Annotated in this window: 18 protein-coding genes; 11 read left to right on the forward strand and 7 right to left on the reverse strand. The window is 66.7% G+C overall.

The features are described from left to right. The first annotated feature begins 20 nt into the window (after window positions 1-20). From AWB95_RS03935 to AWB95_RS03945, 3 genes are all read left to right on the forward strand, one after another. On the forward strand, window positions 21-623 hold the full coding sequence (locus AWB95_RS03935; protein ID WP_062541583.1) for a TetR/AcrR family transcriptional regulator: 603 nt from the start codon (window positions 21-23) through the stop codon (window positions 621-623). Beyond that, window positions 620-1,474 carry an SDR family NAD(P)-dependent oxidoreductase gene (locus AWB95_RS03940; protein WP_085167696.1) on the forward strand — a complete coding sequence of 285 codons (855 nt, stop codon included), beginning with the start codon at window positions 620-622 and terminating at the stop codon, window positions 1,472-1,474. The genes AWB95_RS03935 and AWB95_RS03940 overlap by 4 nt, the downstream gene beginning before the upstream one ends. A 69-nt stretch (window positions 1,475-1,543) precedes the next feature. Beyond that, window positions 1,544-1,879: a VOC family protein gene (locus AWB95_RS03945; protein ID WP_062538660.1), complete on the forward strand. Its 336-nt coding sequence runs from the start codon at window positions 1,544-1,546 to the stop codon at window positions 1,877-1,879. On the opposite strand, the gene AWB95_RS03950 is transcribed toward AWB95_RS03945, so the two are convergent. Then, window positions 1,869-2,201 (reverse strand): hypothetical protein, encoded by a 333-nt coding sequence (locus AWB95_RS03950; RefSeq protein WP_232315503.1) that lies wholly within the window; start codon window positions 2,199-2,201, stop codon window positions 1,869-1,871. The two genes, AWB95_RS03945 and AWB95_RS03950, sit on opposite strands and share 11 nt — an antisense overlap. Window positions 2,202-2,297: 96 nt before the next feature. Beyond that, window positions 2,298-3,614 carry an aminotransferase class I/II-fold pyridoxal phosphate-dependent enzyme gene (locus AWB95_RS03955; RefSeq protein ID WP_062538654.1) on the reverse strand — a complete coding sequence of 439 codons (1,317 nt, stop codon included), beginning with the start codon at window positions 3,612-3,614 and terminating at the stop codon, window positions 2,298-2,300. Window positions 3,615-3,652: 38 nt separating this feature from the next. On the opposite strand from AWB95_RS03955, the gene AWB95_RS03960 reads away from it, so the two are divergent. Both AWB95_RS03960 and AWB95_RS03965 read left to right on the forward strand, forming a co-directional pair. Continuing rightward, entirely contained in the window at window positions 3,653-4,309 is a 657-nt protein-coding gene (locus AWB95_RS03960) for a pyridoxamine 5'-phosphate oxidase family protein (RefSeq protein WP_085167698.1), read from the forward strand. Further along, window positions 4,306-4,755, forward strand: a complete 450-nt coding sequence (locus AWB95_RS03965) for an SRPBCC family protein (RefSeq protein ID WP_085167700.1) — start codon at window positions 4,306-4,308, stop codon at window positions 4,753-4,755. The genes AWB95_RS03960 and AWB95_RS03965 overlap by 4 nt, the downstream gene beginning before the upstream one ends. Here the strand turns inward: AWB95_RS03965 and AWB95_RS03970 are convergent. The 4 genes from AWB95_RS03970 to AWB95_RS03985 are packed head-to-tail and all read right to left on the reverse strand — an operon-like array spanning window position 4,749 to window position 9,157. Beyond that, the gene (locus tag AWB95_RS03970; RefSeq protein WP_062538656.1) at window positions 4,749-5,192 is read right to left on the reverse strand and encodes an SRPBCC family protein; all 444 of its coding nucleotides are present in this window, start codon (window positions 5,190-5,192) and stop codon (window positions 4,749-4,751) included. The two genes, AWB95_RS03965 and AWB95_RS03970, sit on opposite strands and share 7 nt — an antisense overlap. After that, a complete protein-coding gene (locus AWB95_RS03975; protein WP_062538657.1) occupies window positions 5,189-6,352 on the reverse strand; it encodes a cytochrome P450 in 1,164 nt (387 codons plus the stop codon). The genes AWB95_RS03970 and AWB95_RS03975 overlap by 4 nt, the downstream gene beginning before the upstream one ends. Then, window positions 6,349-7,761: an ABC1 kinase family protein gene (locus AWB95_RS03980; protein WP_428838826.1), complete on the reverse strand. Its 1,413-nt coding sequence runs from the start codon at window positions 7,759-7,761 to the stop codon at window positions 6,349-6,351. Before AWB95_RS03980 ends, AWB95_RS03975 begins: the two co-directional genes overlap by 4 nt. After that, on the reverse strand, window positions 7,748-9,157 hold the full coding sequence (locus AWB95_RS03985; protein ID WP_084706934.1) for an ABC1 kinase family protein: 1,410 nt from the start codon (window positions 9,155-9,157) through the stop codon (window positions 7,748-7,750). Before AWB95_RS03985 ends, AWB95_RS03980 begins: the two co-directional genes overlap by 14 nt. 80 nt (window positions 9,158-9,237) lie before the next feature. Between AWB95_RS03985 and AWB95_RS03990 the strand changes: the two genes are divergently transcribed. The 6 genes from AWB95_RS03990 to AWB95_RS04015 all read left to right on the forward strand — a co-directional run bounded on the left by AWB95_RS03990 (window position 9,238) and on the right by AWB95_RS04015 (window position 14,016). Then, window positions 9,238-9,834: a TetR/AcrR family transcriptional regulator gene (locus AWB95_RS03990; RefSeq protein WP_062538659.1), complete on the forward strand. Its 597-nt coding sequence runs from the start codon at window positions 9,238-9,240 to the stop codon at window positions 9,832-9,834. 79 nt (window positions 9,835-9,913) lie between these two features. Beyond that, window positions 9,914-10,861 (forward strand): DUF4129 domain-containing protein, encoded by a 948-nt coding sequence (locus AWB95_RS03995; protein WP_085167702.1) that lies wholly within the window; start codon window positions 9,914-9,916, stop codon window positions 10,859-10,861. Further along, window positions 10,858-11,340 carry a hypothetical protein gene (locus AWB95_RS04000; protein ID WP_062539364.1) on the forward strand — a complete coding sequence of 161 codons (483 nt, stop codon included), beginning with the start codon at window positions 10,858-10,860 and terminating at the stop codon, window positions 11,338-11,340. Before AWB95_RS03995 ends, AWB95_RS04000 begins: the two co-directional genes overlap by 4 nt. Next, complete coding sequence (locus tag AWB95_RS04005; RefSeq protein WP_062539365.1) at window positions 11,337-12,296, forward strand: AAA family ATPase; 960 nt, start codon at window positions 11,337-11,339, stop codon at window positions 12,294-12,296. Before AWB95_RS04000 ends, AWB95_RS04005 begins: the two co-directional genes overlap by 4 nt. Continuing rightward, complete coding sequence (locus AWB95_RS04010) at window positions 12,293-13,546, forward strand: DUF58 domain-containing protein (protein WP_062539366.1); 1,254 nt, start codon at window positions 12,293-12,295, stop codon at window positions 13,544-13,546. Before AWB95_RS04005 ends, AWB95_RS04010 begins: the two co-directional genes overlap by 4 nt. After that, a complete protein-coding gene (locus AWB95_RS04015) occupies window positions 13,546-14,016 on the forward strand; it encodes a hypothetical protein (RefSeq protein WP_062539367.1) in 471 nt (156 codons plus the stop codon). The genes AWB95_RS04010 and AWB95_RS04015 overlap by 1 nt, the downstream gene beginning before the upstream one ends. On the opposite strand, the gene AWB95_RS04020 is transcribed toward AWB95_RS04015, so the two are convergent. Then, window positions 13,952-15,322 carry a 13E12 repeat family protein gene (locus AWB95_RS04020; RefSeq protein ID WP_085167704.1) on the reverse strand — a complete coding sequence of 457 codons (1,371 nt, stop codon included), beginning with the start codon at window positions 15,320-15,322 and terminating at the stop codon, window positions 13,952-13,954. The two genes, AWB95_RS04015 and AWB95_RS04020, sit on opposite strands and share 65 nt — an antisense overlap. Between the last annotated feature and the right edge of the window lie 19 nt (window positions 15,323-15,341).

Here is a 15,341-nt window from a genome sequence, read left to right on the forward strand (position 1 = left end):
ACGATACGATGGGTAGCGTTATGAAAGCAGACCAGTCCACGTTTGACAAGGCCCCGGCCGCCGGGCGGCCGCGGGATCCGCGTATCGACGCTGCCATACTGGCGGCGACCGCGGAACTGCTTGTGCAAATCGGTTATTCGAACCTAACCCTGGCCGCGGTCGCCGAGCGGGCCGGGACAACCAAGACGGCGCTGTACCGGCGTTGGTCGAGCAAGGCCGAACTGGTGCACGAGGCGGCGTTCCCGGTGGCGCCCACCGCGCTGGCCGGCCCCGGCGGCGACATTGCCGCCGATGTGCGGGCGATGATCGCCGCCGCGCGCGACGTGTTCACCAGCCCGGTGGTGCGCGCCGCGCTGCCCGGGCTGGTCGCCGACATGACCGCCGATTCTGAGCTCAACGCCAGGGTGGTGGCGCGGTTCGCCGATGTGTTCACCGCGGTGCGGGTGCGGCTGATCGAGGCCGTCGAGCGTGGGGAGGTGCATCCCGACGTGGACCCCGATCGGTTGGTCGAATTGATCGGCGGCGCGACGCTGTTGCGGTTGCTGTTGCGTCCGGACGAAGAGCTCGACGACGTGTGGGTGGACCAGACCGCGGCGATCCTCGTGCACGGGGTGGCGCAATGACCGGTCGACTTGACGGGCGGGCTGCGATCGTCACCGGCGCCAGCCGCGGCCTGGGCAGGGCGATCGCGTTGGCGATCGCGGCCGAGGGCGCGGCGGTGGCCGTCGTCGGGCGGACCGAGGAGGTGTGGGACCAGCGGCTGCCCGGCACCATCAGTGAGACCGTCGCCGACCTCGAGGCGGCCGGCGGCCGAGCGGTCGCGGTGCGCGCTGACCTGCTCGATCACGACGACATCACTCGGCTTGTCGACGAGGCGCGAAAAACATTGGGCCCCATCACAATACTGGTCAACAATGCGGCGTTCACCGCGCCGGGCCGCCCGCCGCGAGCCGGCGCTCCTGCCAAAGCCAAACCAAAGGCGGCCGCCGCCAAGCCGGGTTGGCCGCCGCTGCTCGGCACGCCGCTGGTCGCGTATCGGCGGCACTTCGAGATCTCGGTGTTCGCCGCCTACGAACTGATGCAACTGGTGTGCCCCGACATGATCGCCGCCGGTTACGGATCGATCATCAACGTCACCTCGATCGCGTCCCGGCTGCCCGGCGACGGGCCGTACGCCGACCGCAGCGGCGGCGTGCTGCCCGGCTACGGCGGATCCAAGGCCGCGCTGGAGCACCTGACCTGGTGTGCGGCATACGACCTGCAGGACCGCAACATCGCGGTCAACGCCCTATCGCCGTCCAAACCGATTCTGACGCCGGGACTTTCGTATTACGCCCGCGAGTTCGACGAGGTGGCGACGGCCGAGGAATTCGCGCGGGCGGCGGTGGAATTGGCACTGGTCGACGCGGCGGCGGTCACCGGGCGCACGATCGGACATCTGCAGGTGCTCGACGGCAGCTTCACGTCGGCTTGACGCACTTGTCGGACCGCGGCGCAATACTTCTGTCGTTGGTCCAAATCGTGACGCGAAGGGATGGCGAGCATGAGCAATGTCGTGAACTATTTCGAGATCGGTACCCCCGACGCCGACGCCACGCGCGATTTCTACGGCGGGTTGTTCGGCTGGGACATCGCTGACTCCGGCGACTACCGGATGATCGACGGCGACAAGGGTGGGGTGTGGGACAGCTCGAAGACCGGGGGCGGGTCGTGGGCGATCTTCTATGTCCATGTCGACGACGTGCAGGCCACCATCGACAAGGCGGCCGAACTGGGCGCGCAGGTGGTGGTGCCGTTGACCGATAACGGCCCGCTGGAGTTCGCCCACCTGCAGGACCCGCAGGGCAACCGGTTCGGGGTGTGGCGGCCTAAGGGGTAGGCCCGGCCCGCCTGGTCGCGGTCGCCGCGGCGCGCAGGGCGACGGCGAGCAACGTCGTGCCGAGCAGCAACGCAATGAACTCGAGCACTCCGACCAGCCTGCCGTCGGCGAGGCCGGTGTCGACGATGTGGCTGAGCGAATGCAGCGCCCAATGCAGCGTCGCGAACGCCAATGCCGGCACCTGCCACGTCCGCCAGCGCACCGCTGCGAGCAGCAGCAGACCGAGCGGCAGCTCGAAGGAGGCGTTGTCGAAGATGTAATGGTCGTTGCGTGGCCCGAACGCGCCCAGCGTGTCGAAGAAGGTGCCCGGTGCAATCAGCATGAACTACCCGAGGAGCGTCGAATACACCCCGAACCCAATCAGCACCCCGTCAACAAACCGTGAGCGGGCCGGCCTAGGCCTCGTCATACTGCGACCCTAGACGCTGGCACGCCCGACCGCGTGGATCGCCTCGGCGACCGCGTCGGCCAGCGAATCGACCTCGGCGGCAACCAGATCCGAGATGGTCAGCCGGATTCCGGGTGGTGTGGAGACCCTGAACCGGCTGCCCGGAGCCGCGGCCCAACCCGCGCCGAGCAGCCGGGTGATCACCACCGTCTCGTCGGGCACCGGAACCCAGACGTTGAGGCCGGAGCGGCCGTGCGACGCCACACCGCGATCGGCAAGCGCCGACTGCAACAGCGCCCGGTTGCGGCTGTAGGTGGCTTCAGCCTTACGCACCAGCCGCGTTGCCGCCATGTCGCGCCACATGCCGACAGCGAGGTCCTGCAGCAGGTAGCTGACCCAGCCCGGCCCGAGCCTCAGCCGCCCGTGCACCCTTTCGACCGTGCGACGGTCGCCGGCGAGCACCGCCAGGCGTAGATCGGGGCCGTACGCCTTGGATGCCGATCGCACGAACGCCCAACGGGGTGCCGACCCGGCCAGCGTGTGCAGTGGCACGCCGGCGATGCCGGCGCAGTGGTCGTCTTCGACCAGCAGCAGGTCGCCGTCGCGAATCAAGTGGCGCAACTCCGCGGCGCGCTCGGCGGAGACCGCGGCACCGGTAGGGTTCTGGGCGCGGGTGGTCACCACAAGCGCACGGGCACCGCGTCGCAGCGCGCTGGCCACGTCGGCGACCACCGGCCCGTCGTCGTCGACTCGGACCGGTTCAACCGAAAAGCCCAGCGCAGCAAGCAGATCCAGCAGATTTGCCCAACCGGGATCTTCGACTGCCACTCGATCGCCCGGCCGCAGGTTGGCGGTAAGTACCCGCTCGATGCCGTCGAGTGCACCGGCGGTCGCCGCGAGATGCTCAGCCGGAACCCCGTCGGCGGTCAGCCACGCCCGGGTGTGCTCGGTCAGCTCGGGCGACATGGCGGGTTCGCCGTACAGCAGGGGGGCGCGCCGCGAGTTCAAGCGGTGCCCGGCGATCGGCAACAAAGCCGGGTCGGGGTTGCCGGTCGAAAGGTCTCGCACCCCCTCGGGGATGGCCAGTCCACGCAGGGATCGCGGTGTGGTCGCGGGGCGTTCGCGCACCCGCGTGCCGCGGCGTCCCGCGGTCTCGACGGCTCCGCGATGGCAGAGCAGCCGGTAGGCCGCGGCGACGGTATTCGCGTTGACGCCGAGCTCGGCGGCCAGCTGCCGGATCGGCGGCAGCTCGGCTCCGGGTGCCAGCGCGCCGGTCGAGATGGCCTCCTCGACGCTGGTCGCTATTGCCTCGGCGCCCGCTCCCCGTATGGTATATCGTACCAGCACGTAAATCAGTATGTACTATTACAAAGATCGAGGCAACGGTGCATTACCCCGCTACCCCACGCAGCACGCCCACCCGGTATCGCGAACGTGCCCGCTACGACCGTGAAACGGTCCACCGCATCTTGGACGAGGCCCTGGTCTGTCACGTCGGCTACCTCAACGGGGATCGCCCGGTGGTGTTGCCGACGACGCACGCGCGGCTGGGGGAGGTCCTTTATCTGCACGGATCGACGGGCAGCAGCCCGATGCTCGCCGGGTCGCCGTCCGGTGTCCCGGTCTGCGTCACCGTCACCCTGGTCGACGGATTGGTGCTGGCACGCGCGGCGATGCACCATTCGCTGAACTACCGCTCGGTCGTCGTGCACGGCACCGCCCGCCTGGTCTGCGACCGGCAGGAGAAACTGCGGGCCTTGGACGCCCTTCTCGACCATGTCGCGCCCGGACGGGCCGCCGACAGCAGACCCGCGAACGCGCGGGAACTCGCCGCAACCGCTGTCCTCGCGGTCGATCTCGTCGAGGTCTCCGCCAAGGTTCGCGGCGGTGGACCGGTCGACGACGACGAGGACATCGTGCTGCCGCATTGGGCCGGAGTGGTGCCGATGACCCTGACCGCCGGCCATCCGGTGCCGGCCGATGATCTCGACCCGGCCGTTGGGCTGCCGCAGTATCTTGCGTCCTATCGGAGAGGTGGATAGTGGACGATTCTCGGGTAGTGAGCGCAAGCCGTCAGATAGCGGCGCCGGCGGCACGCATCTTCGAGCTGATTGCCGATCCCTCGCAACAACCACGCTGGGACGGCAACGACAATCTGGCCGAAGCCGTTGCAGCACAGCGTGTTCGGCGCGTCGGCGATGTCTTCGAGATGAAGCTCACGCTCAGCACCATTCGCGAAAACCACGTCGTGGAGTTCGAAGAGGGCCGCCGCATCGCCTGGCTGCCATCTGAACCGGGACGGCGACCACCCGGGCATCTGTGGCGCTGGGAGCTCGAACCCATCGACGACACCCACACCCGGGTCACTCACACCTACGACTGGTCACGATTGACGGACAAGAACCGTCTGCCACGCGCCCGCCGTACTACGCCCGAGAGGCTGCTGGCGTCACTGGACCGGCTCCCGGAGCTCGCCGAGAATCAGTAACTTCGGTACTTCGCGCGCTTCTCCGCGAGTCGTGCGGCGCCGTTCGTCCCGCGTCGGATGGCGATCGGCCCGAAGAACTGCGAGCCGGGAATGCGTGTTCGGAAGCTGAGTTCGGTGGTAAGCCGAGTGTCCGTCCCTTCGGGCTCGACAGTCACCTCGCCGATGTAGTCACGAAAAGGCAACCCGGACAGCAGCATGTACCGCAGCCGCCGCGGAGGTTCGAATTCGACAACCTGTTCCCGCGTCGGGGGTCCCAAGAGGTAAAGCGCCCGCACAGTTCCGGTTCCGTTCGGATGCGGCTCGCCAGGCTTTTCGACGATGGATTTGCGGAAGGGTGTCCACTCGGCCATGCCGGCGTGGTCGGAGACGACATCCCAGACCGTAGCCGGGTCGGCTGCAACGTGGCGCGATACCCGGTACCGATACAGCTTGCTCACTTTCGGAACACCATCGGAACATTGAGCGGCCCGCGAATGGCGGTGGTATCTCGCCAGACAGCCGGACCGGCCAATACCGGCTTGCGGGCGAGGATTTCGCGCAGTGCCACAGTAATTTCCAGCCGTGCCAAGGCCGCACCGAGACAGTAATGCGCGCCGTATCCAAATGACAGCGGTGCCGGCCCAATGCGATCCGGTCGGAACTGATCGGGTTCGTCGAAGACGGCTGGATCACGATTGGCAGCGGCGACGACAGCCACCGCCTGCTGGCCGCAAGCTATGTCAACGCCGCCGATACGCTGATCCTCGGTTGCTGTGCGCGCGGTTGCCTGCACCGGGCCGTCGAGTCGGAGCAGTTCACTGATCAGTGCCGGGTCGACGATCTGGTTGCCTCCTGACTTGACAGCGAGCAGTCGAAGCATTGCCGCACCCAACAGGTTTGCAGTGGTTTCATGACCAGCGACGGCAATGAGGATCGCGGTGACGACGACGTCATCCAGCTCGAGATCCGGGTCGGACGTGATGAAGCTGATCAGGTCGTCAGCTGGGTTGGAGCGCCGGTCGGCTGCGAGGGGGAGAAACTGGGTCAGTAGGGCAGCGAATGCCGCTGCGCCTGCAGCGATATCGTCGGCGTCCGCGAGAGTACCCAGCATCCGAATGATGGCTGGCGACTGTTCACGCAACAGCCGAGAGCTCTCGGGATCCAAGCCAAGCCACTCGCCGGCAACAGCGATCGGCAACGGCAAGGCGATTTCGGCCATGAAGTCGAATGTCGTGGAGGTCGGCGGATGGTCTACTACCGCTGCCGCGATGGCTTCGACGCCGGCGGTAAGGCCTGTGATAAACGAACGAGTGAACACATCGCGCACCGATCCGCGCAGCCGGTCATGATTGGCGCCGTCGGAGAACAACATGGACCGGTCGACCAGATCGGAGCCCATGGAATCGATTGCCGCGCGGGCATTTGGATTCGCCAGCGGATTGCTGGTCCAGCCCGATCCGCCCAGCACTTCTCGCGCGGCGTCGTAGCCGAGAATGAGCCAGGCTTGCGCGGTGTCGTCCCACACCACGTCGCCGTCGCGGCGGCGATCTTCATAAAACGGGTAGGGGTTTGCGGCGTCCCACGGCAGCCGCGGGGCGGTGGCGCTGGGGGTGGTCATCGGGCCTCCAATCCGTATGGCAAGCCGCGTTCGCGCACCCAGGCATCGTGTTTCTTGCCCAGCGGCGTGATCGGTTCGGCGACGCCGTCCATGTCGTCTGTCAACGCGCGGAGGTACACGGTGGCCCCGAGCGTTGCGCATATCATGTTGATGCCGAGGTTGATGCGGGAAAAGAAGACCTGGTTGTCGGGGATCGATACGCGGCGAACAGGATGTTCGGGGGAGCGAATGTCAATCAGGCCGCGGATGGCGCGTTGTGCCGTGTCCTGGGTGAAAGTTATCGGTTGGGGCACCAGCAGCTCATAAAAGAGTTCGGCTATCCACTGGTATGCCTCGTCGACGGACAGCGTGAAACCGTCAGCAAAATAACCTAACTCGGCCATCAGCGCCCACATGTCTTCCTTGCGTCCATCAATGACTGCCCGGTCCAGATCGACAATTGTGCGACGCGTGCGCTCGGGCAGAACCGTGACACAGCCGAAGTCGACGAATCCGACCGTGCCGTCCAAGCCGAAGCGATAGTTCCCGGGATGGGGATCGGCGTTGAACAGGTTCGCGTGCCGGTAGGAGCCCGTGCTGAAACGCCAGATCGCCTCTGCCCAAGAATCTTTGACAACCTGGTCGGCGCCTTGCGCAGCGGTCCAGTCCAGTCCGTCGAGATAGGTCATGGTCAGTACCCGATCCCCGGATGCCTCATCGATAACCTCGGGTACCCGGATAAACGGATGGTCGCGGTAAAGCTCGCTGAACGCGGAGATGTTGGCGGCCTCATGCCGGTAGTCGAGTTCCTCGGAGATGCGCGCGGAGATCTCTTGTGTCGCCTTTCGGAGATCGGGCATTGCGGTGCCCGATGCCGAGGACGCGAGACGGAAAAACGTCGCCAGCAGTTCGGTGTTGGCTAGATCGGCGCGGATCGCCTCCGCCGCACCGGGATACTGGATCTTGACGGCGGCCTGGCGACCGTCATGCAGGACCGCGTGGTGGACCTGTCCTATGGAGGCGGCCGCCATTGGTTCTTCGGCGAACTCGGCAAACAATTCCCGGACGGGGCGACCAAGGTCGGCCTCTAGTACTTCTTCGGCTAATGCCGGGTCCATAGGCGGCGCATCGGCTTGCAGCCGGGACAGCGCTGCCTGATACGGCGAAAGCTCCCCATTGCCAATGGAATTGCCGTCGATCATCGAGAAGATCTGGCCGGCCTTCATCAATACGCCCTTGGAGTGACCCAGTAACTCCGTGTACCGCTCGGCCGTGCGTTCGTGAAAGCGTTCGACGGCGCCAGTGTCCCCGGTCTTCTCCCGCAGTGCCGCCACCATCCGTCCGCCGGCCGCCCGCGCGGTGAACCCGGCCAACGGCATGGTGCGCCGGATTCGGCCGCGCGGCACGGAATCATCCTTAGGCTGCGTCATGGGGCTCCATCCCGTAGTGCAGGCCCCGGTCACGCACCCAGGCGTCGTGCAGCTTGCCGAGCGGTGTGATGGGTTCAGCGACCCCATCAAGGTCGTCCAATATCGAGCGGGCGTAGACAGTGGCGCCCAGCGCGACGAACAGCGAAGAAGCGAGCACAATGCGGGGGAAGAAAACCAGATCATCGGGCGCAGTCATACGACGCACCGGGTGGCATGGCGCACGAAGATCAATCAAGGCGCGGATGACGCGTAATGAGCTGTCGTGGGTAACGGTGACCGGCTGCGGAGCGAGCACCTCGTGGGAGAGCTCCGCCATCCACTGGTATGCCTCGTCTGCGGATAATGTGAAACCTCCAGCGAAATAACCTAACTCGTCCATCAGGTCGCGCACCTCATGCTTGCGTCCGTCAACTGTTGCGCGCACCATCGCAACAAATGAGCGGCGCACATGCTCCGGCAGCACCTTGACGCAGCCGAAGTCGACGAATCCGACGCTGCCGTCTGGGCCGAAACAGTAGTTGCCGGGGTGGGGATCGACGTTGAGCAGGTTCGCGTGCCGGTACGAACCATAAGCAAACCGCAGAATCACCTCTGCCCAAGCGTTCTTGAGTCCTTGGTCGGCCTGTTGCGCAGCGGCCCAGTCCATTCCGTCGAGGTACGTCATGGTGAGCACCCGATCACCGCATGCTTGATCAATGATCTGTGGGACGCGTATAAACGGATGGCCGTGGTAGAGCTCGCTGAAGGCGGTGATGTTGGCGGCCTCGTGGCGGTAGTCGATTTCCTCGGCGATGCCGGCAGCGATCTCGCGGGTCATCTGTCGTGGATTGGCCGCCATCGCGTTACCCGACGCCGAGACAGCGAACCGAAAGAACGTCGCGAGCAATTCAGTGTTGGCCAGATCGTCGCGGATCGCCTCCGCGGCACCGGGGTACTGAATCTTGACCGCAACATCGCGGCCGTCGTGCAGCACTGCGCGGTGGACCTGTCCGATGGACGCCGCCGCCATCGGCTCGTCGGCAAACTCAGCAAATATCTCCCTGACGGGTTGGCCCAGATCAGCCTCCAGCACGTTTCTAGCCAAAGCCGGATCCATCGGGGGCGCATCGGCCTGCAGCCGAGCGAGCGCCGCCTGATACGGCGAAAAGCCGCCATTCCCAATAGCTTTGGCGTCCACCATGGATAGCAGCTGGCCGGCCTTCATGAGTACACCCTTGGAGTGACCCAGTAGTTCCGCATACCGGTCGGCCGTGCGTTCGTGAAAGCGCTCTACTGCCGCCCCGTCGCCGGTCTTCTCCCGCAGTGCCGCCACCATCCGCCCGCCTGCGGCCCGCGCGGTGAAGCCCGCCAATGGCATGGTGCGGCGGAGCCTCCCGCGGGGTACCGGATCTCCCATAGCGACCTCCTAGCGGCCCGTTGACGGAACCGCTAAAGTATTCACTTGTGGATACTAAGTGAGAACTTAGGGAGCGGTCAATGCCGGCAACGCCAACCCGAGAACGGCTGGTCACCGAGGCGATGCGACTCTTCGGTGAGCAGGGCTACCAGGCAACCAGCGTCGCGCAGATTGAAGCTGCGGCTGGCCTCGCACCGGGATCGGGCGCGCTCTACCACCACTTCAAATCGAAGGAGGCGCTGCTGGAGGCCGGCATCGATCGGCAGCTGGACCGCCGCCATGCCATGCGCGATATGCGCAAACTATTCGCCGGGCTCGGTGACCTACGCAGCGAACTGACCATGCTGGGCCGGTACGTGCTGACCGTACTCGACGAGGAAACCCAACTGCTCCGGATCGCGTCCCGCATTCCATCGGGTCAGTCGGCTCGACTCACCCACGCCTACGCGGCATTGTTCGAGGGGCTCTACGCCGAACTCGCCGACTGGGTGACCGGCTGGATCCCAACGATTAGCCAACGGGACGCCGCGGCCATCGCTGCCGTCGGCGTCAACGCGTTGCATGGCAAACGGGCAACAAGCGCCGTGTTCCATGCGTCGGGAGCGGGTATGTCCGACGACCAATACATCGCGGAGTGGACGGCGATGCTCGCCAGTCGGATCGAATCGCTGAGGTAGCGGCGCGGGAGGCCGCCGTGTCAGGATGAGGAAAGCCCCTGCCGCAACAGCGGCAGGTAACCGGTCGATTGGTGTGCCAATGCCCGGGGTCGACAAGGCGACGGGCCGCGTGGTCGCGGTGATCGTGCTCTTGGTCTTGGTTGCTGCGTCCCTGCGCGGGTACCTGCCCGGCGTCGAGCAGCAGTCACCGCAAGAACCGCCGCGCAGTTCGGCGTCGCTGCCATACGTGGTGGCGCTGCTGGCCGTCTCGCTGGCGATCGTCGGCGCATCCCTGATCGTCCGGTTGCGTGATCCACGCAGGCCGGCCCCCAGCGCCGGCGGTCTGCCCGACCGATTGAGTCGCGGGACGGCGCGCCCGGGCTGGCGGATATTGCTGATCGGCGCCGCGGTACTCGTGGTCTGGCTGCTGATCGTCTGGCTGCTGGCGCGGTTCATCGGGCCGCACGGGCTTCGCGCCGCTGACCTCCCAGGCGCAACCGAAACGACCGCTCCGACGCCGCGGCCCGAAGCCCCGCCGCCGTCCGAGCCGCGCAACGACGGCGGCGACGGCGACGTGCTGGGCTACCTGGCGCTGAGCGCAGTGACGTTGGTCCTGCTGCTCGCGGTGGGAGCCGTCGCCGCCGTGCGTGGACGGCGCAACGCCAAGCCGCGCCCGATCGCCGCCGAACCGTTCGAACCGTCAGCGCCGGCGGCGACATCCGAATCACTAGCGCGCGCAGCAGAACTCGGCCTGGCCGAGATCGGTGATCTCAGCCGCGAACCGCGCGAGGCGATCATCGCGTGCTATGCGGCGATGGAGCGCGAATTGGCCCACGTCCCGGAAGCCGTCCCGCAAGATTCCGACACACCCACGGAGGTGCTGACCCGGGCCGTCGAACACCATGCGCTGCATGCCGATAACGCCGCGCGGCTGGTGAGCCTGTTCGAAGAGGCGCGGTTCAGTCCACATGTGATGAACGAAAGCCATCGCGAAACTGCCGTAGGTGTGCTGAATCTTGTGCTGGCCGAATTGCGGAGCGCGGTATGAGACGCCTGGTGATCTTGAGCGTTTTGGGCATCATCGGTGTCGAGGTCGCGGCGCTGCCGGTGCACGACCGCCGGCTCGTGCTGTGGATATCGGGTGGGGCGGTGGCATTCGCTCTGCTCAACATCCGCCGATTCCTCGCCCATAGCGCCGAACCGGCGCCAGACGCGGCCACCGACGAGCTGGGAAAGCCGTTGCGCGACTGGCTGTCCCGCACCGAGACGTTGATTCGCTGGTCGGACTCCACCCGAAGGGACTGGGACCGCCACCTGCGGCCGATATTGGCGCGGCGGTTCGAAATGACCACGGGGCAAAAGCAGTCCAAAGATCCGGAAGCATTTCACGCCACCGGCCGCATGCTCTTCGGCCCGCAACTGTGGGCCCTGGTCGATCCCAACAACGTCGCGCAATCCGGTGGGCACGAACCGGGGCCGGGCCGGGCGGCACTCGAGGAAATACTGCAACGGTTGGAGCAGGTATGACGATGCCGGCTGAGGTCACCACGGCCCGCTGCGAGGCAGTGCTCGACGAAATCGAACGTGTGGTGGTCGGAAAGCGTTCCGCGCTCACTCTCATCCTCACCACCGTGCTCGCGCGGGGTCACGTGCTCATCGAAGACCTGCCCGGCCTCGGCAAGACGCTAATCGCCCGGTCCTTCGCCGCCGCGCTCGGTCTGGACTTCACCCGCGTGCAGTTCACGCCCGACCTGCTGCCGGCGGACCTGCTGGGCTCGACTGTCTACGACATGCAGTCAGGACGCTTCGAGTTTCGCGCCGGACCGATCTTCACCAACCTGCTGCTCGCCGACGAGATCAACCGGACGCCGCCTAAGACCCAGGCGGCGTTGCTGGAGGCCATGGCCGAAGGTCAGGTCAGTATCGACGGTGAAACCCACCGGCTGCCAACTCCTTTCATCGTCTTGGCCACCGACAACCCGATCGAGTATGAAGGTACCTACCCGTTACCGGAGGCGCAGCTGGATCGATTCGCGGTTCGGCTGGAACTGCGCTACCTCTCCGAGCGCGACGAGACATCGATGTTGCGTCGCAGGCTGGACCGCGGCTCGACCGAGCCGACGGTGCAACAGGTGGTCGATGCCCATGATCTGCTGGCCATGCGCGAATCCGTGGAACAGGTCAGCGTGCACGAAGACGTGCTGCACTATGTGGTGTCGTTGGCAAACGCGACCCGGCATCATCCCCAGGTCGCCGTGGGGGCCAGCCCTCGTGCGGAGCTCGACCTGGTGCAGCTGGCCCGCGCCCGCGCGCTGCTCCTGGGCCGCGATTATGTGATTCCCGAGGATGTCAAGGCGCTCGCGGTTCCGGCGGTGGCACACCGGATCACGCTCCGACCCGAGATGTGGGTGCGGCGAATCGTTGGCTCGGACATCGTCGAGGAACTGCTGCGCCGCCTGCCGGTTCCGCGGGCGCGGTCGTGACCCAACCGCAGGAAATGCAATTGCGTTGGCGCGCCTCGGCGTTGACGCGGACGGTGGCCACCTGTGCGGGGGTGGCGCTGGCCGCCGCGCTGATCAGTTCGCGCTGGCAACTGCTCGCGTTCGCGGCGCCGCTGCTCGGCGTGCTGAGTTCGATCGGCTGGCAGCGGCCGCTGCCGAAAGTTCGGATCCAGGCCGAGCTCAGTTCGCAACGATGCTTCGAAACCGAGCAGACACAGGTCAACGTCTCGGCGGCAACGGATAGCGGCGGTGTCGCAGTGGCTCTCAGGGTGACAGCGGTGGAAGGCATGCGATTGGAGGTTCTCGATCGCAGCTCCCGCCAACGGCAGACGGTGGCCGCCGTGGCCGACCGCTGGGGTCGCTACCCGGTCCGGGCCACCGTCGACGTCGTCGCACACGGAGGATTGTTGACGGGAACGGCGACCGCGGATGCCGCACACGTCACCGTGTTTCCGCTGGCGCCACCGCAATCGACACCGCTTCCGCAGACCGAGCTGCTGGATCGCATCGGCACCCACCTCACCCGCCACATCGGCAGCGGCGTCGAATACGCCGACATCCGCGCCTATGTGCCCGGTGACCAACTGCGCACGGTCAACTGGCCGGTGAGCGCGCGCCGCGGCCGCCTGCACGTGACGCAACGGTTGACCGATCGGGCCGCCGACGTGGTGGTCCTCGTCGACACGTATCCGCAACCGCCGGGCCCGGCGAGCGAGGCCACCGAGCGCATTGTGCGCGGCGCCGCCCAGGTGGTGCAGACCGCGCTGCGCAACGGTGACCGGGCCGGCATCGTGGCACTGGGCGGCCGCCAGCCGCGCTGGCTGGGCGCCGACATCGGGCAGCGACAGTTCTATCGGGTCCTCGACACCGTGCTGGGCTCCGGCGACGAATACGAAACCACCACAGGCACTCTCGCACCGCGCGCTGCGGTCCCGCCGGGTTCGATCATCGTCGCCTTCTCCACGCTGCTCGACACCGAGTTCGCGCTGGCGCTGATCGACTTGCGCAAACGCGGCCACCTCGTGGTGGCGGTCGACGTCCTGCAGGGCTCCCCGTTCGGAGAACACCAGGATCCGCTGATCGGCCGGCTGTGGGCGTTACAGCGGTCGGCGATGTACCGCGACATGGCCACGATCGGTGTCGACGTGGTGGCCTGGCAGCCCGACCGCACTCTGGACCAGTCGATGCACGCGGTGCCCGATCGCCGCCGCCCGGTGACGGGACGCCGCTGATGATCCGCGTCCTGTCGATCTCCTGTGGCTTGCTGATGGTGGCGGCCGTCGGCATAGGGACGCACGGCCAGACATTGGTCGCCGCGGTGTTGGCCGCGGCGGCGGTGGTGGCCGGCACGGTGTTTCGGCCGGCCGCAACACTTGCCGTGCTGCTGACCGTCGCGGCCGTCGTGCTGGCCAATCCCGCGCCCACCGTGGCAGCGGTTTCGGGCCTCGCAGCAGCCGGGTACCTCGTGCTCCGCCACGCCACCGGCCTCGATATGGTGAGCGGCGCGAGCATCCTTGGCGCCGTGGGCTTTACGCTCGCCGGTTTGGTCGCCACCGCCTTCCCGCTGGAATTGCCGTGGTTGCCGCTGGTGGCGCCGCTGGCCATCTTGGCGATCTACGTGGTAGCGATTCGTCCGTTCACGGCTGATCCGGGGGATCGGGGTCTCCGTCCAGGAGCTCCTCCGGATGGTGGGCGTGGTTGATTTCGGGTGGACCGCTGCCGTCGGTCCAGCCGAGCCGGCCACTGTCCGTGACGACCGTATGCAGTTCGCCGCGGCTGGTCGCGCCATGGTCCCCGCCGCAGGCGAAGTGCAGCTTGTCGGCGTCGGTGCGGCCGCCGCGGGCCCAGTCCGGTGAATGATGAACCTCGCACCGGTAGCCCGGAACGACGCAGTTAGGGCGGGTGCAGCCGCGATCACGTGCATAGCAGATCAGTCGTTGGTCGGCGGTGGCGACGCGTTTCTGCCGGCCCAGATACAGCGGCCGCTTGATGTGGTCGTCGAACACCGCCAGGTAGTGAATCGCGTTGGCAGCCATACGGATCAGGTCCCGCATCGGCAGCCGGGAACCGCCGCCCGTTCTCGCCGGTGCCGGCATCGGCATCGACGAATCGTGGAAGGCATGGGCGGCGCGGTCGAGTTCGCCCAGCGTGGTGATGACGACCACGGTGACGGGGTGGCCGCGATGCATACCGAGTCGTCCGGAAGCGATAGCCGTCTCCATGGCGAGCTTGAATGCATCGTGGCAACGCTGGGCTGCTGTGCGATCGTCGCGCGCCTCGGGGTCGCTGCCTTCGGGTTGGTGACGACCGGGCCGCACCGCGGCTTCGATGGCCTCGAAATAGGCCCGCGCCACCGGGTCAAGTAGACCGGTCAGCCGCGACATGCCATCGGGGCCTTGGGAACCGAGATGCAGCCCGCGGCGGCGTGCCCGATCCTCGTCGGTGAAGTTGCCATCGGGGTTGAGGTAGTCAGCGATGCGCTCGCCCAGCTTGGTCACGATCCCGGCATCGACTTTGGTCGCTTCCTGGACCAGCCTGCGCTCGGCCTTGGCCACCTCTGTCGGGGATACCGCGGCCGGCAGCACATCGACTGCCCGGCACACCGCGCGGATGTGGTCCTCGCCGACCGTGCCGGCCTCGACGGCGGCGGCCAGCGCGGGTAGCTCGGGCGGCACCGGCGGCCCGGTCAACGAGCGGCGCGGCCGAATTCGGGCCGCGAGTTTGAGCCGGCGAGTGATTTCGTTCGGGGTGATGCGCAGCCGTTTCCATAGTGCCGCGCGCACTTGTGCGGTGGACTCGTTCTCGTCGGGCGGGTCGGCGATCTCGCCGAAATATCGGTACATCAGCCCGCGGTTGGTGCGTTCCTGGGTCTCCAACCGCTCCGCGACATCGACGCGAAAGCTGTTGCCCACCATAGACGAAGACGTTTCACGGAGCACGTCATGGGCAGCGTCGATCGCGTCGAGAGCGGCGCTGATCCGCTCCCGTGCCTGATCCGCTGAACCCATGCCCCGACGCTATGAAGGC

It is taken from the genome of Mycobacterium celatum (genome assembly GCF_002101595.1).
Classification (GTDB): Bacteria; Actinomycetota; Actinomycetes; order Mycobacteriales; family Mycobacteriaceae; genus Mycobacterium; species Mycobacterium celatum.

What these genes read in the sequence shown, in the direction of transcription:
- AWB95_RS03940 (WP_085167696.1), top strand. Translation starts at nt 620, where the DNA reads ATGACCGGTCGACTTGACGGGCGGGCTGCGATCGTCACCGGCGCCAGC.
- AWB95_RS04000 (WP_062539364.1), top strand. Translation starts at nt 10,858, where the DNA reads ATGAGACGCCTGGTGATCTTGAGCGTTTTGGGCATCATCGGTGTCGAG.
- AWB95_RS03975 (WP_062538657.1), bottom strand. Translation starts at nt 6,352, where the DNA reads ATGACCACCCCCAGCGCCACCGCCCCGCGGCTGCCGTGGGACGCCGCA.
- AWB95_RS03985 (WP_084706934.1), bottom strand. Translation starts at nt 9,157, where the DNA reads ATGGGAGATCCGGTACCCCGCGGGAGGCTCCGCCGCACCATGCCATTG.
- AWB95_RS03945 (WP_062538660.1), top strand. Translation starts at nt 1,544, where the DNA reads ATGAGCAATGTCGTGAACTATTTCGAGATCGGTACCCCCGACGCCGAC.
- AWB95_RS03995 (WP_085167702.1), top strand. Translation starts at nt 9,914, where the DNA reads ATGCCCGGGGTCGACAAGGCGACGGGCCGCGTGGTCGCGGTGATCGTG.
- AWB95_RS04020 (WP_085167704.1), bottom strand. Translation starts at nt 15,322, where the DNA reads ATGGGTTCAGCGGATCAGGCACGGGAGCGGATCAGCGCCGCTCTCGAC.
- AWB95_RS03980 (WP_428838826.1), bottom strand. Translation starts at nt 7,761, where the DNA reads ATGACGCAGCCTAAGGATGATTCCGTGCCGCGCGGCCGAATCCGGCGC.
- AWB95_RS03950 (WP_232315503.1), bottom strand. Translation starts at nt 2,201, where the DNA reads ATGCTGATTGCACCGGGCACCTTCTTCGACACGCTGGGCGCGTTCGGG.
- AWB95_RS03935 (WP_062541583.1), top strand. Translation starts at nt 21, where the DNA reads ATGAAAGCAGACCAGTCCACGTTTGACAAGGCCCCGGCCGCCGGGCGG.
- AWB95_RS04005 (WP_062539365.1), top strand. Translation starts at nt 11,337, where the DNA reads ATGACGATGCCGGCTGAGGTCACCACGGCCCGCTGCGAGGCAGTGCTC.
- AWB95_RS03990 (WP_062538659.1), top strand. Translation starts at nt 9,238, where the DNA reads ATGCCGGCAACGCCAACCCGAGAACGGCTGGTCACCGAGGCGATGCGA.
- AWB95_RS04015 (WP_062539367.1), top strand. Translation starts at nt 13,546, where the DNA reads ATGATCCGCGTCCTGTCGATCTCCTGTGGCTTGCTGATGGTGGCGGCC.